The organism is Bacillus sp. A260, assembly GCF_009861435.1.
GTDB classification, from domain to species: Bacteria; Bacillota; Bacilli; order Bacillales; family Bacillaceae_G; genus Bacillus_A; species Bacillus_A cereus.
The window spans coordinates 5043953-5059558 of the sequence record NZ_CP046398.1; the positions used below are offsets into that span (position 1 = coordinate 5043953).

A 15606-nucleotide genomic window follows, 5' to 3' on the forward strand; every position below is an offset into this window, starting at 1 on the left:
TGTTTCATAAATGTATCATTTAACCGCTTTCAAGTTTTTTATGTCTTCCATCCTTCTCGGAAGCAAAAATGTAATGAATGTTGTAGTACCTATTTCTTCACTACTCTCAATCCACATGCTTCCGCCCTGCTTATTCATAATCTCCTGACAAATATACAAACCATACCCATTCCCGTAACTAGAAGGAAGTGCCTTTCCTTTCGGAGACTCATTCCACTCCGCAAGCACCACTTCATCTATACCGATCCCATCATCATGAACAAAGACCTTCGCCTCATGCTCATTTACAATTACATTCATACGAATGTGCGAAGCATCACTATACTTAATTGCATTATCAAGCACATTTAAGAAAATTTGCTTCGTCTTATCAAAATCCGCAACAACACGTACATCCGTTAACTCATTTATCACTTCAATTTCAAACTGATTTAGACGAGGTTTCACAATTGAAACTGCTTCCTCTGCCAATTCCTTTATGTTCACAACTGTAGGTGACACTTCAAACGTACTCGTCCCATATTTCGAGGACTTAAGCAGCTCCTCTACAAGTGATAATAAACGCTCACTTTCCACAGCCACATAACGAAGACTTTCCTGTACATCTTCTTTCGACTGTAACTTCGGAATTAAATCAACATAACCGATAATTGCCGTTAGCGGTGTTTTTAGCTCATGCGTAATACGGTCTAGGAAATCTTTCTGCTTCTCTTTCTCCTCCTGCAATTGCTTAATATGCAGCTCAATTCCATCAGCCATCACATTAAAAGATGCTGAAAGCTGAGCGATTTCCACGTACTCATTTAACTCAATCTTACTCTTATAATCACCATTCGCGAGCCTCTGTGCCATTTGTCTCAACTGATCAATTGGTTTATGAAGAGACTTCGCCAAACGAATCGCAAAGAAAATACCGGTAGCTACTAAACAAAGAGACGTCATTAAGAAAGTCCAGCTCACATTTGTTAAAACTTCCTTCTCACCCGTTAACTCATTTATAAAACGAATACTTCCAATGACATCGTTTCCATAATAAACTGGGCTTGAAAACAAAAGAATGGGAGCGGGATCCGCCTCCTCGAAAACATAAGACTTCTTCCCCTTCAAGGAACTCTCAATGTCGATGTTACGGTGAAGCAATGCTCCTTTTTGTGTATCTGCAACAACATCGCCATTCTTCCCGATCATCTGCACACGGACATCCATACGCTTCGCTAAATACGACGCAATTAAAAGTGAATTCGGACCAAGCGTATCCACTTCTGCTTCCTTCTCTAAATAATTCATCGTATAAATTTGCGCTTCTACACTTAACTTTTCTAAAGAATCTGCTGCGTTATGATACATATTCTTTTCTAACGTAATATAAACAACTGCATATAAAAGAACAAAAATCGGAATTAACAGCCCAACTATTCCGAACACCATATTTCGCTTTAAAGACATACCATCACCACTTAACAATCCAGTTTATAGCCAACGCCATAAATTGTCTTAATATATTCTCCGCTCGTCCCAAGCTTCTTGCGAAGTCTCTGCACCATAATATCAACTGCTCTCGTATTTCCGATATACTCAAATCCCCATACTTTCTCAAGCAACTCATCCCTCATAAACACACGCTGCGGATTTGAAACAAACAACTGACATAAATTAAACTCTCGGTACGTTAACTGAATCTCTTGTCCACTCACATGTACCTTTCTTTCCTTAGGACAAATCACGATCTCTCCAGCCTCAATTACTTCATGACTTACAGCGGCCTCCGTCTTCTTTACACGCCGCGCCATATTCTTAACCCGAAGAATAAGCTCCGCATAATTAAATGGCTTCGTCACATAATCATCAGCACCAAGCTGCAAGCCAAGCAACTTATCATTCATCTGACTCTTTGCTGTTAACATAAGCACCGGAATATCCCTATCCCTCTCACGGAACAAACGAAGCAACTCATACCCATCCGTATCCGGAAGCATAACATCCAAAATCAATACATCCGGCCCTTCATTCCATTTCTCTAAAGCTTCTCTCCCATCAGCCGCTGCCAACACTTCATAACCTTCCATCTCCAACTGCATCCGAATCAAATTACGAATACTCGATTCATCATCAACCACAAGTATTTTCATCATTCTCCTCCTTCCATCATGTATTATAGTACAGTTTAGTATAGCAAAAATCCTATAAAAAAAGAGAGGGTATTGTCGAACATATTTTGTCGACGATACCCTCTCTTTCACTTATTATATTTATTTAGCATATCCATTCGGTTGCTTTTGATGCCAATTCCAAGCATGCTCAATAATTGTTTTCACATTTACATACTTAGGATCCCATCCTAGCTTCTCTTTCGCTTTCTTAGAAGAAGCAACTAAACGTGCCGGATCGCCTGCACGGCGCGGTGCTACCTCAGCCGGAATTTCATGATTTGTAACTTCGCGAACTGCATCAACGATTTCTTTTACACTGAAACCATTACCATTTCCTAAGTTATAGAAATCACTCTCTCCGCCGTTCTGCAAGTCTTTAAGCCCTAAGAAATGAGCCGCTACTAAATCTTCAACATGAATATAATCACGGATACAAGTACCGTCTGGCGTATTATAATCATCACCAAACATCATAATCTTCTCACGTTGACCTAAAGCCACTTGCAGCACAAGAGGAATTAAATGTGTCTCTGGGCGATGATCTTCTCCAATAATACCACTTGGAGTGGCACCAGCCACATTAAAGTATCTGAAAATCTTATAACGTAAATTTGAAGCTTGGCTATACCAATGAAGCATCTTCTCGATTGCTAACTTCGTCTCTCCATACGTATTCGTTGGATTTGTCATCATTTCCTCAGTAATAAGATCCACATCTACCTCACCATACGTTGCTGCAGTAGAAGAGAAAATAAACTTATCTACCTTAAACTCATCCATCACTTCTAACAAGCAAAGGGCACCATACACATTATTATTATAATATTGAAGGGGCTTCTCCATACTAACTCCAACTAAAGAATCAGCTGCAAAGTGCATAACCGCCTCAATATTTTCTTGTTTAAAAACATCCCTTAAAAAGGATTTATCACGAAGGTCGCCATTATAAAACTTCGCGCCTTCCATAATTGCATCTTCATGACCAGTTTGTAAGTTATCTACTACTACTACAGATAAACCTTCGTCTACTAATTTTTTCACAGCGTGAGAACCGATGTAGCCAGCTCCGCCACAGATTAGAATTGAGTTCATTGTTTTCCTCCTACTATTTCAAATATCTTAATTATAAAAGGAAAAGGTATACGATAACTCGTACACCTTTTATCTCTCCTTCATTACTTAGCTACAAAATAATCAGTTACATACTTCGCCCAAACGTCATGTCCTTTTGCACTTGGGAAACCGAATTCTTCTTGTAGGTATGGTAAAATTGCTTTCGTTGAAGCATCCGGCCATGCTGCCCAATGATTAATATATGTATAATTATTTTGCGTCGCAAATTGTTTTAATGCTTCAATCGCTTTCGGATAATTTTTCGCACCATACACTGGATTTGATGGTTGAATCATAATCGTAGCACTCTTTGCACTAGTAGAAAGTGCTTGAACGAACTTCTGTGTATTTGCGACAGAGTTTCCATTACCAGTTTTACCGTTATCAGTAATAAATGGTGGCTCAAATAAAATTACATCTGGATTCTCTTTCGCAATTTCTTTATCACGCTTATTCGCAATTAACTCTTCTGTGCTTTCACCTTTATATTCCTTTACAGTCACATTCCATAAACCTTTACCGTAAGCAGTTTCTAAATTAGACGTTAACTTAGCTGCCCAAGCACCTTTTTCAGATGAAGAACCTTCATCACCAACAATAATAAGGTTTACTGCCTTTTTATCCTCAGCAGCTTTCTTTAACTTCTCTTTCACTACATCTGGCAAGTTCTTCGCGTATGCCTCATTAAAAGATGACTTCGCATCTTGTTTTTTCTCTTCTTTTTTCTCTTCTTTCTTTGCTCCGCTATCTTTCACTTCAGCCTTTGTTTTCGTTACTTCACTTGTCTGTCCTGTTGCATTCGCAATCTTCTTATTCCAGTACAGTTTACCACTCACAACCGAAGCAACAAACAATACAAAAATAACAAGGACAAGTACTGCTTTCTTATTCATCGATTCACCTCATCTATTAATCTCACAATATATAATACTAATATAAATCCATGCAAAAATAAACCCAACTCCTTCCAAAGGAGTTGGGTTATTACATATTATTTAGTCACTTCAAGATGCGATCTTAACTTATTCGTTAAATCTTGTTTTGCTGCATCCGGAACATAGTAGTACCAAATACCATCAGCAGCTTTGTGACCATCACCTGGTATTTGGATTTCTTCACTATTCTGCATGCAATTTTTATAGTTCTTTTGAATATCAAACATTTGGTCTTGCGTTAAACTTGTTTTAACGTTTTTCTCAATTGCTTTTAATACATCACCGTAACTTGCTAGAGAAGATACACTTGCACCTTTTTTAATTACTGCTTGGACAACTTGACGTTGGCGCATTTGGCGACCAAAGTCACCTCGTGGATCATTATACCTTGCACGGGTATATAAAAGGGCTTTATCTCCATTTAAATGAACATCACCTTTAGTAAAATGAAATTTATCCACATCAAAGTCTAAATCATTATATACATCAATTCCACCCACTGCATCTACAACATCTTTAAAACCTTCCATATTAACTTCAATATAATGATCTACAGGCACATCTAAAAAGTTCTCAACAGTTTTAACTGCCATATCAATACCACCAAAGGCGTAAGCATGATTAATTTTATCTTTTTTTCCTTTTCCAACTATTTCAGTGTACGAATCTCTAGGAATACTAACAATCTTCATTGACTTATCTTTAGGGTTTAATGTTAATAACATCAATGAATCTGAACGCCCTTTGTCACCTTCCCTCTCATCTACACCTAGCATTAAAATAGAGATAGGCTGATTTTTACCAATCGCAACTTTCTCGTTTCTCTTTTCAGAATTTTCCCTATTTAAAGGCTTATGCACAGTATCTAATGTTTTAGATACTGTAGAATAGACATTATAAGCATATACCCCACCTGCAATTATCATTATTCCTATTATTCCTAATATCCAAAAGAAAATTTTCTTTTTCACTTTTAATACCCTCTTTAAATTATTTTTCAACTTAAAATCATGTATTATACGTATTCAACGCAAGAATTCATTAACTCCCTAAATTCATTTTCACCTAATCTTTTTACGCTTCTTCCATTTTCTCTAAAATCTCTTTTCAAAGCTCCAGATGCTATATTAATTAATGATGAACATATAGGGGTAGAAATATTAAAATATTCACCTAAGGATTCTAATAATACAAGTCCTTCTGGTACATCTTCCGTAATATACCTAGAATCAACCTCATTCGGGCCTTTTGGTGAATGATTGTTTGCATAATTAAAAAATACTTCTCTAGCATCCTCATTAGAGTTACTAGAATTTCTTTTCTTACATGCCTCTACATAAGATAAACGTGGTAAATTCAGCCGATCTAGAACTTTCATTTTCTCATTATCAAGTCCTTCTACTAAATTCCACACAGAAGGTGTGAAAACTTCTCTGTACATCCAGTACTCACCTTTTGTATATTCAATCCTTGGCATACTCATTATTGCTCCTAAAGTATGTACAATTAAATTTGGGTTATGCAAAGCACTTTCAATAATAGAATTCACACTTTCAAAATTATATCCTAAAGTAGCTAATTTAGTCAAAGCTCCTTCTGTCCTACGTACTGGATATACTCCAATAGGGTTTACAACGTTTTCAAACAATACAGTTACTTCTCCTGGGTTAGTAATACGACAATCTATAGGAGAACTCTCTGCTTCTACATAAGTAATTGTTTCTAATGAATTATATTTTTTAAAATAAAGTGTCCCTAAATAACCAGGCTGTAGCATTACAATTTGATCCTTTAAGTATGGAGCTATTTTTTTAGCAACTTCTTCATGGTAATTTGTTTGGATAAAAACAATTACTAGTTCGCTCCCTTGAAGGGCCATTTCATAATCTGTAGTAATTAATTTTAACCTCGCTACTTTTTTAACACCATTTCGAATTAATGATATTTTATATCCATTATTAAGAATGGTATTAAAATGTCCATTATGGATACCATTAGATGTTTTTAGTAGCGTAACTTCATGACCTTTGAGAGTTAAATCTGCTGCGATTGCCGATCCACCATTTCCTGCACCAACTATAGTTATTTTCATATTGTTCACACCTTTTATTTTAAATTATTAATTATAAGTTTCGTTTTCCCAGACTTTGTTTTTTCTACATTAGATATATACTTAATTTGAATATCGAAAAAATCTCCCCATTTTTTTTGTTGTGATTCTTTTATTTTTTTTTCAATATCAACATTATAATTATCTCTTCTTAAAACATGAAACTCTATTTTACCAACTTCATTTTGAACAACCTGAAATACTTCAACGTACTTCCATACAAACTGATCAATTGAAATTGAGAAACCAGGTATTTTAGCTCCAGTCCTTGTTATTAAAAATTCCTGGGCCCTTCCCTCTAAACTTCTCACATACCCATTCTCAATTTCCCCTAAATCTTCCGTTCTATATCTAATCAAAGGCATCACATAGTTCCAATAAGATGTGCCTACTAATTCCTTATAACCATCTTCTCGAATGTAATTTTCACTAAAACCGTATACCTTTTCACATTTATACACAATTGAATTATCCTTAAAAACGCCCCAGGCCAAATTGGTTCTTTCAGTAAGACCGTACCCAAAATTAATTCCGACTCTTTGTCCAAATATTTGATTTATCAAAATCAAAATTGACTTATCAACATACTCCGAAGCTATAAATATTCCTTTTAAACTCTTTAAGTCTAAATTATTTTCCTCCATGTATTGTAACAAATACATTAGAGAAGATGGATATGCATGAAAATACTCCACATTAAAATCATTAATCTTTTTATAAATAGCTTCAATCCACTTTTTATTCAAATGATAGGGCGAGATTAAGAGCCGATCCCCTTGATAGCTAAATGGGGAATCTGAATCTTTTTTAATACCATCAGCTCCAATTCGAACTACCTTAGATTTAGGATTATATCCTAATTTACCCCATTCATAATCATAGAAGGCCCTCTCAATCAGTATTTCCTCTAAATTATTAAAAACCTTAATTCCTCTTCCTGTAGAGCCACCACTAGTTCTTGTAATTAACTTTTGATTTATAAATTTTTGATTCAAAAATTTATCCGGTTGTTTCATTATGGTATCTTTTGAAATTAAAGGGAATTCCAAAAGTATTTCCCTAGCATTATCAGCATTGATTTCTGATACCGATATATTCAAGTTTAGCTCTTTATAAAAGGGAACATGTTGTAAAGATTCTCTTAAAATAAAAGCTAACCTACTATTAAGAATATCATCTAAATTTTCGCCATTATCCTGTCTCTTTAGTATTTTTTGAATCTCAAAATAACTTTTAGGATAAAAAAGTTTTTTAGGTATACGATTAGTTATTTTTATAATTGTTGAGTATAAAAATTTATTGTTTTTTATTTGACTTATCATTAAGTACGGTGCCTTCCTTTCTATAAAACATACCTAATTTCTATTTCTTCTTCCACTCTTTGTATAGCAAGGCTAGAAATCTAGAATTCCCCACAAGGTATCTTTTCCACATACGTCTTGGTTCTTGGATAAACCTATAAAACCATTCAAGTCCAGATTTTTGCATCCACACTGGTGCTCTCTCTGTAACACCAGCTATTACATCAAAACTTCCGCCTACTCCCATACAAAAAGGAGTATTTAAATCCGGTCCATATTTACTTAAAAATTCCTCCTTAGCAGGTGAGCTAAATGCTACAAATAAGATATCAGCCTTTGACTGGCTAATTTGTGTTACAACCTCTTGCTCTTCATCTCCTTTAAAATAACCATTTCGATATCCTGCTACCTGCAGGCTCGGATACAATGTCTGATAATGCTCTATGGTTTTTGTAACTACCTCTTCTTTTGCTCCAAAGAAGAATATTCTATAACCTTTCTCGGCTGATTTCTTTACAAGTTCCTCCATAATATCAATTCCAGTAACCCTTTCAGGAAGCGGCCTTCCTAATAATTTTGCTGCCCAAACAATTGATTGTCCATCTGCATTGATAAAATTACAACCTTCAACAATTCCCCTCAATCTCTCATTATCTTGCATCAAAACTACTTTCCCTGCATTAATTACAACATGTTGCGTATAACTTTTGGTATCAATAATCTCTTCTATTTGTCTTAATGTTTCATTTAAATTTAAGCAGGCAACATCACAATTAAATAATTTTACAGTATTCAAAACATTACTCCCCTAGCAGTTTTAATAGATTTATTTCTTCATTATTTATTACTATGCATTTATCTTTCAATACAAATGAATATGGTGAAATAATAGTGTAATGTACAGGATTATTAATAAAATTATGATTTATTAATAGTCCCGAAGACTTAATTTTTTCCATAAATTTGTTTGACACATATTTCTCTATAATTTGTAAATCAGATGAGGTATTTAAGTATAATTCATCATTAATTATTAAACTATTCGATGTTTGTTGTTTGATTTGAACCAGTGAATCAAATGTATAATTAATATCAGCTTCTTTATCAAATCGATCTGCAATTATTAATAATTCATATTTCTTTAAGTAACAGACTGCTCTATGATGTATAGATGAATCATAACCATCATGCTTCCCTTTTAACAAAAATCCATTTTCGAGCTTTTCAACATTTTCTAAAATAGCATTCGCCTTTTTTCCCCATAGGAAGGGACCTTGCATTTCAGATTGATTATCCCCAGATACACTCAACGTATTATGTACATCTGTGCGTCTAAAATAATCTCTCCATTCGGATTCTATGTTGTAAATATATGTGCCTGGTTCAACTAGGACCGGTTTATTTCTATAGTTATATATAATATTTAGCGCATCTGCATGACCATGTGCTGCCAACCCGCCAAACCCTAAAGGACCTGTATCAAATACAAGAAAGGTATCCTTGTTATTAATGACTGAATATCCACCTTTTTCAAACAAAGAAAGCTCCTCATATTCAATATACTCTAAATTAATACTTTGGATATCACCTAATAAAAATTCAATCTCCGGATATATTTTTTCTGATATAATAAATTGTTTCCTAAAATAAAAAGAAGCCAATTGTAATAAATATTGATAGTAATTTGTATATCCACCAAAACATACAATCTTAGCATCATCACTATCTCCTATCTCTGGAACCGAACCACTTTGAGATAAGCAACCTAAAAACTTTGTCATTTTGTATAATGTGTCTTCATGCAAGGGGGAATCTCCCTTTTTTTGAAGTACAATATTATACTGAATTAAAATATCAAGTACAAATGCATGATAGTGGACAGCCTGCTCCTTATTTACCCCATCACTATATACCTGTTTAGGAATTTCTTTTTCTAAAATATGATATCCTTTTTGGAACCAATCTTGTTTATAAACTGGTTCTAATATAAATCCAATAATTGAAGCAATTGCTACCTCTAAAATTAAGTGATTATTAGCTGAAGAATATTTCGATAAGTTTTTCATTACATAATTTATCGAATTGATACTCCCCTTTAAGAGATCTTCTGTAAACTTTGAATTCTTTTCTTTTAAAATAGAATAAGTTAATATCCATTGATATGCCCTAATACTAATTTCCATAGAAGAGGACCAATTTACTCCCTTATAAAAGGGGTTTTTATCCACCCAATCATAAAAATGTTTTTTTAATATTTTTAAATATTCTTCTTGACCGGTTTGCTTATATAGAGCGGCTAATCGCGGAAAAAATAAATGCCTATTTATCTCCCATGTATATCTTATTTCTCCTTTATCCGAATTTCGAAAAGGTATATCAAAAGAAAAGCTCTTAAAATCCCATTGAAATCCTTCTGATCCCTGATGCCAATCTATTTCTTTAAAAATGCTAATATTTCCATTAAATATTTTCAAATTTTCTTGTTTAGATATGACACTTAAGAAATCTTTATAATATAAATTCTCTAATCTCTTATTTGTTTCATCTATACCCTTTTTAGATAAATTAATATTACTATCTAATTCTAAAACCGAAGTATTTTCACTATACTTCCATCTCCCATAGTGCTTTTTAGATAATTGTATAAATCTATACGGAATCTCAGCAGGTGACATTGCCTTAAGTCTGTTATAATACCAATTAATCTTTTTCATACTGTACTCCTTTTCACACTATATACTATCCATAGTTTTAAAATACTTAGCTAATTTAATTTCTACGACCTATGTGACTCCTTAGGTTATTAAGGTTCAATATTTTAAACATTATTGATAAAATAAGAAATAAAATACCACCTATAATAATAGCGCACCCTATAGAAAACATTTGGGCAAAATTATTTGATATATTAATAAAACTTTCAATCCATACGTACGTAAATTTCGAACAAAAATATACAGGTATACTAATTATAAGTATTAATAAAAAATATTGAGGTATTCCCTTCAATATTACCCTCTTTGTCTTTAAATATTTCATTTGCAAGATAGTAACAATCATTACACTAAGTGACGTTGCCAATGCTATTCCGCTTAATGACAAGTATTGAACAAAAATAAGTTTAAGAACTATATTAATCACTACACCTAATATGGAAATATACATTGGTGTTTTAGTGTCTGCTAACGAATAAAATGATCTATTAAAAATCTCTCTAAATGTAATAAATATCATCGCAGGACTATAAAACAATAGAACTTTCGCAGTTTCCAAAGTAGCTTCATGAGTGAATTTACCTCTTTCAAATAAAATACTAATAATCGGTTCCTTTAGAGCTATTATTAATATTGTAATAGGTACTATTACTAAGCTAGTCATCTTCACAGCATTTTGTAATGTATTTGTAAACTCTCCCTTTTCGTTCCGGGCTGCTAATTCTGATAAAGTAGGAAAAACTACTGTTGCAATCGCTAATCCAATTACATGTGTTACCAGAACATTCAATTTAGATGCATAATTTAAGATTGATAAGGCACCTGACGCAATTAAGCTAGCCAATATACTATCAATTATTAAATTAATTTGTAGTACGGAAGATCCTATAAAAACTGGTATTATTCTTTTGAACATGTCCTTTATTCGACGTTCTTTAAAAGAAATGAATGTAGTGTATTGATATCCCACTTTTCTTACAAATGGTAACAACGATAAGATAGATATAATGTAACCGATCGTTATTGCATAAACAATCCCATACCTACCCAACTTATCATGCCAAAAGCATAAAAATATTATTAGCGTAAAATTTGTATATATACTGACACTTGCAGCTGCTCTAAAATTTTTATAACAATTCAAAATACCTACTAATATACTTTGGATGCCTATTAAAATTAAAGTAAAAGACATTATCTTGACCGAATTAATAGCTGTATTAAGTTCAAACTTTGAGTAATTAATTACAAACCCGGGTGCTAATAATTCAATAATTTGCTTTGCAAATATAAAACAGGAAAAACTTATACATATTAAAAATAGTAAAAAAATATTTAAGGTATTACTTATAAATTTATTTTGCTCTCTGTTGGATTCATTCACAATTAATGTAGATAATATAGGGCTAAATGTAGTGCTTACTGCTCCTCCTACAGAAATAAATATAAGAGTTACAATGGACACTAAAAATACATATAAATCGCTAGAAAATGAAGGCCCATATTTATAAGCAAATAGGGTATCTACACCGAAGCCTGAAATTTTACTTATTAACGTAAAAACAACTACAATGATGGTACTTTTAAAAAACGTACTTTTCATAAAATCCTCTTCCTTATGAATCCGAAGTTAACACGGCATACATATTCAATATTTCATCCCCTATTACATTTAAACTAAAAGATTTATCTACTTTATATTTTGCTGCCTCACCTAATTGTTTTCGAGCATCTTCATTTTCTAGTAAAAATTTAATGTGATTTAATAAACTCTCTGTATCACCAGGTTTGATAATAAAACCGCTAGCTTTATGATCAATTTGTTCTGGAATTCCACCAATATTTGTAGAAATGACCGGTAAACCTGCAGCCATAGCTTCTAAAATAGATACTGGTAATCCCTCATTATAAGAAGGCAAAGCAAATATTGATGAGCGCTCTAACAATTCAATTTTTTGATTGTGATTGATCCAACCATGTATACAAATTGAATTATTTATATTTAAATCTTTTATTTTTCTTTTTAAGGCTGGTAGATCACCATCACCTGCAATATGCAATTTCACATGAGGAAATTTACTTACAACTTGAGGCATTATATCTACCAAATCATATATCCCTTTTCTTGTTCCAACCCTACCCATAAATAATATGTTCTGATTATCCAAATTTGACAAATTAAATTTCTGGCTATCGATAGCATTGTATATAACTTTAACATTTCTATTATTAGTGATACTTTCTATATCTTCTTTCCATTTCTGAGACAATGTTATTATTACATCTACTTGATTTAATATCTCTCGAATCTGATTTCTTATATCCTCACTACTCTCCTGATAAAAAACCATAAACTCTGCACCATGTATATGTAAAACAACTTTTTTCTTAAATAATTTCCCTAGCTTAACAAATATTCTCTTACGGAAAAAACTTCCTCTAGAGGCAGTGTGAATATGCATTATTTTCACCTGTCTATTAAAGATTAATATGAATAAGCAGTGTACTATCCCCTTAAAAAAGGCTACAATTTTTTTGAACTGGCTTCCATCATTATATGAAGATACAAGAAACGTTCTATCATACATATTTTGTAGTTCTAATAATGATTTAATTACAGAAGAAATCCCTCCCCTATTAAGTGGGGAAGGACCAATCATAATAATATCTTTTTTATTTTTCATTAATATAAAATCTCCTCTTTAGAAGGTTCTCTTTTTACGCATCTATATTTTTCAAGTTACAATAATCAAATATATTAACATTACTTTTTATAACGGTAGCAGGATTCCCCGCGACGATCGTATTGTTAGGTACAGATTTAATCACAACTGAATTAGCACCTACAATAACATTACTTCCTATCGTAACGTCTCCCAATATTTTGGATCCTGTACCTAGATATACATTATCACCAATAATAGGGAGTTTAGGATTATTAGACTTACCACCTATTGTTACTTGTGGCCCAATCAATACGTTTTTGCCAATCACTGCTTTTGGATGAATAACTACCCCTATCCCACCATATCCTAATTTAGTATGCAATCCAATTTTTGCTTCACTAGGAACAATAGAATTATACAGAAAAAAAATTAACCCTTTGATAACTTTAGGTATAAAGGGTATTTTTTTTCTATATAAATAATTTCCGATTCTATGTAACTTTATAGCATTCATTCTATCACCCTCTTATTTTTCAATATTATATAAAATGTATTTCCTGTAAGATATAAACCACAACAATTAAAAGTATCCAGTATGACCTTGCCGAATACTGTTTATTAGAAATCATTATTATTACCATCATTTTTTCTCTTAAATATTAATAAACATAAAAATCACACTACCTCAAATAAGAAAAACCCTACTTTTCTAAATTACCATCTTATGCATATAACGATATTAAAATTTTATTTTAGACAATTGAATTAATTTAAGACTAATAAAGATTCAATTATAGATGATATTTCTGTTCTATTAATAGAGGAATGTCCCATGATAACTATATATATTTTATTACTCCTTAATATAAGGCCTCCTATTCTAATAGGTTTCTTATAAAGAACCTCTTTCTTATTTCCTCAAAATATTTTTGATATATTAAATTCGTCCAATTAACAACAACTTAGCTTATAATAACCCATAACAAATATTACTGAATTTCAATACCAATAAAGTTGTAAGAGGACTAAATTATTAAGATAATTCAGTCCCCTTAAGAGAAAATTCTTTATTATACAGAATCAATAAAAATCCAGTTAATAACCAAAAATAAAAGGATTGATATCTATCATTTAAATTGGAACTAAAAAAGCTTTCAGTTAAAATAACCCCTATATTCGAAGCATAGCCTAAAGCAAACCATTTTATAAAACGATGAGAAGTCTTTTTAAACAATTTTATACTTTTTATAAAACAAATAATATAAATGGCCACCCATAATAAAAGACCAATTAAACCAACTTGACCTAATATTGAAATCCAAAAAACATCCATTGAATATTGAATAGGAATATTATAATGTACATAAACAGAGGAATTTAAACTGATAGCTGGCTCCGTTCCATACATTCCCATACCAACCCCCAATAAAGGTACTTCTTGTAAAAATAATTTTCCAACTACGAATATAAAATATAGTCTTCCATAATTACGAATATCAAATAAGAAGTTTTCATATGTTAGCGCACCAAAAAAACGATTGGTAAAGTCTTGTGAGATATCATTCGCAACAAACCCCTGTGTATTTTGTAAGAATATAAAAAAACTGATTGTAACTATAGTAAAACCCATTCCCATAACAATTCGAAGCTTTTTATTATTATGCAAAATCGCTATAATTATAATACCTAAAATTACACCAAATACTGCTTGTCTCGCATATGTTAACATTAACATAATTCCTGTAAATAATAGCAATAGTCCACTTTTTTTAGTCATTATAAACTTCGCAAAAATAAAAACAAAGAATGTACTCAAGAACAACGCAAACGCACTATAGCGCCCAAAAGTAGAGTATACTGCGTATCTAGATATTCCTTGATCTAACTCTAGAGTAATTTGATTAGTTATTTCTAATGCTTTTGGTTTTAAAATTTCAGAAATTTTTTCTCCACCCAGCAATTGTAACACACCTACAAGATTCACAAATAAAACAACCCCGAAAATAATCAAAAATATCCTCTTAATCTCTTCTATACGCCAATCTAATAACATAACAATTAATAGAATGGGAATATACCTTAAGAACCATCTTAAACCTAATAAGAATATATCAACACTTACATCATTTAGCATTGATGAAATTAAGCTAACTACTAAAAATAATAATAATACTATACCTAAATTACCTATATTTTTAAAACTTAAATTTTTAGTGGCAAGTTTTTTACAGATTATAAATAATAAAAGAAATACAGAAATTGGTTCTATAGAATATTTTAAAATTACAGCTATTTGATTTGGAAGATTCTTAACTATAATTGTTTCCATTGGGAAGTAAATAATTAAGAAGTATAACCATAATTTATTATATTTTAAAAGTAAAAAAAGCATTACCGGAACTAATAAAGAAAACATATATAATACATTAGTATAAATACTTATTACTGTACCTAATAGTAATATTAATATACCCAAGAAGATTATTTTATCCTCTCTTCGATTTAATGAAAGATTCATACAGCCCTCCTTTTGATTCCTTTAATTTATTCACAAAAATTCAATTTACTATATACAAGGTTGATAAATATACTCAATTCTATATTTTATCACCATTAA

General features: G+C 31.9%; 13 protein-coding genes. All 13 read right to left on the reverse strand.

The genetic code is table 11. From position 1 onward, the window contains the following. Positions 1-15 precede the first annotated feature (15 nt). Positions 16-1446: a HAMP domain-containing sensor histidine kinase gene (locus GD442_RS25660; protein ID WP_086407863.1), complete on the reverse strand. Its 1431-nt coding sequence runs from the start codon at positions 1444-1446 to the stop codon at positions 16-18. Between the two features lie 11 nt (positions 1447-1457). After that, positions 1458-2129, reverse strand: a complete 672-nt coding sequence (locus GD442_RS25665) for a response regulator transcription factor (protein ID WP_000699548.1) — start codon at positions 2127-2129, stop codon at positions 1458-1460. A 120-nt stretch (positions 2130-2249) separates the two neighbouring features. Continuing rightward, entirely contained in the window at positions 2250-3242 is a 993-nt protein-coding gene (galE, locus tag GD442_RS25670; protein ID WP_086407862.1) for a UDP-glucose 4-epimerase GalE, read from the reverse strand. A gap of 83 nt (positions 3243-3325) precedes the next feature. Next, entirely contained in the window at positions 3326-4156 is an 831-nt protein-coding gene (locus GD442_RS25675) for an SGNH/GDSL hydrolase family protein (protein WP_159365229.1), read from the reverse strand. Positions 4157-4254: 98 nt separating this feature from the next. Continuing rightward, on the reverse strand, positions 4255-5169 hold the full coding sequence (tagU, locus tag GD442_RS25680) for a polyisoprenyl-teichoic acid--peptidoglycan teichoic acid transferase TagU (RefSeq protein ID WP_000726747.1): 915 nt from the start codon (positions 5167-5169) through the stop codon (positions 4255-4257). A gap of 44 nt (positions 5170-5213) precedes the next feature. Continuing rightward, positions 5214-6290 carry an NAD/NADP octopine/nopaline dehydrogenase family protein gene (locus tag GD442_RS25685; protein ID WP_000704912.1) on the reverse strand — a complete coding sequence of 359 codons (1077 nt, stop codon included), beginning with the start codon at positions 6288-6290 and terminating at the stop codon, positions 5214-5216. Between the two features lie 14 nt (positions 6291-6304). Continuing rightward, positions 6305-7630, reverse strand: a complete 1326-nt coding sequence (locus GD442_RS25690) for a phenylacetate--CoA ligase family protein (protein ID WP_000625360.1) — start codon at positions 7628-7630, stop codon at positions 6305-6307. A 40-nt stretch (positions 7631-7670) separates the two neighbouring features. Beyond that, a complete protein-coding gene (locus GD442_RS25695; protein WP_001098863.1) occupies positions 7671-8405 on the reverse strand; it encodes a WecB/TagA/CpsF family glycosyltransferase in 735 nt (244 codons plus the stop codon). Positions 8406-8409: 4 nt separating this feature from the next. Continuing rightward, the gene (locus GD442_RS25700) at positions 8410-10323 is read right to left on the reverse strand and encodes an alginate lyase family protein (RefSeq protein WP_000723614.1); all 1914 of its coding nucleotides are present in this window, start codon (positions 10321-10323) and stop codon (positions 8410-8412) included. 55 nt (positions 10324-10378) lie between these two features. Beyond that, positions 10379-11926: a murein biosynthesis integral membrane protein MurJ gene (murJ, locus tag GD442_RS25705; RefSeq protein WP_086407860.1), complete on the reverse strand. Its 1548-nt coding sequence runs from the start codon at positions 11924-11926 to the stop codon at positions 10379-10381. Positions 11927-11939: 13 nt separating this feature from the next. Continuing rightward, positions 11940-13007, reverse strand: a complete 1068-nt coding sequence (locus tag GD442_RS25710) for a glycosyltransferase family 4 protein (RefSeq protein WP_086407859.1) — start codon at positions 13005-13007, stop codon at positions 11940-11942. A 34-nt stretch (positions 13008-13041) separates the two neighbouring features. Beyond that, complete coding sequence (locus GD442_RS25715; protein WP_086407858.1) at positions 13042-13503, reverse strand: serine O-acetyltransferase; 462 nt, start codon at positions 13501-13503, stop codon at positions 13042-13044. 519 nt (positions 13504-14022) lie between these two features. Continuing rightward, positions 14023-15507 carry an O-antigen ligase family protein gene (locus GD442_RS25720; RefSeq protein ID WP_001054139.1) on the reverse strand — a complete coding sequence of 495 codons (1485 nt, stop codon included), beginning with the start codon at positions 15505-15507 and terminating at the stop codon, positions 14023-14025. Between the last annotated feature and the right edge of the window lie 99 nt (positions 15508-15606).

Excerpts from the sequence above, each read along its gene's own strand:
- GD442_RS25700 (WP_000723614.1), bottom strand. The coding sequence starts at position 10,323 with ATGAAAAAGATTAATTGGTATTATAACAGACTTAAGGCAATGTCACCT.
- GD442_RS25675 (WP_159365229.1), bottom strand. The coding sequence starts at position 4,156 with ATGAATAAGAAAGCAGTACTTGTCCTTGTTATTTTTGTATTGTTTGTT.
- GD442_RS25710 (WP_086407859.1), bottom strand. The coding sequence starts at position 13,007 with ATGAAAAATAAAAAAGATATTATTATGATTGGTCCTTCCCCACTTAAT.
- GD442_RS25685 (WP_000704912.1), bottom strand. The coding sequence starts at position 6,290 with ATGAAAATAACTATAGTTGGTGCAGGAAATGGTGGATCGGCAATCGCA.
- GD442_RS25690 (WP_000625360.1), bottom strand. The coding sequence starts at position 7,630 with ATGATAAGTCAAATAAAAAACAATAAATTTTTATACTCAACAATTATA.
- GD442_RS25720 (WP_001054139.1), bottom strand. The coding sequence starts at position 15,507 with ATGAATCTTTCATTAAATCGAAGAGAGGATAAAATAATCTTCTTGGGT.
- GD442_RS25665 (WP_000699548.1), bottom strand. The coding sequence starts at position 2,129 with ATGAAAATACTTGTGGTTGATGATGAATCGAGTATTCGTAATTTGATT.
- GD442_RS25715 (WP_086407858.1), bottom strand. The coding sequence starts at position 13,503 with ATGAATGCTATAAAGTTACATAGAATCGGAAATTATTTATATAGAAAA.
- murJ (WP_086407860.1), bottom strand. The coding sequence starts at position 11,926 with ATGAAAAGTACGTTTTTTAAAAGTACCATCATTGTAGTTGTTTTTACG.
- galE (WP_086407862.1), bottom strand. The coding sequence starts at position 3,242 with ATGAACTCAATTCTAATCTGTGGCGGAGCTGGCTACATCGGTTCTCAC.
- GD442_RS25660 (WP_086407863.1), bottom strand. The coding sequence starts at position 1,446 with ATGTCTTTAAAGCGAAATATGGTGTTCGGAATAGTTGGGCTGTTAATT.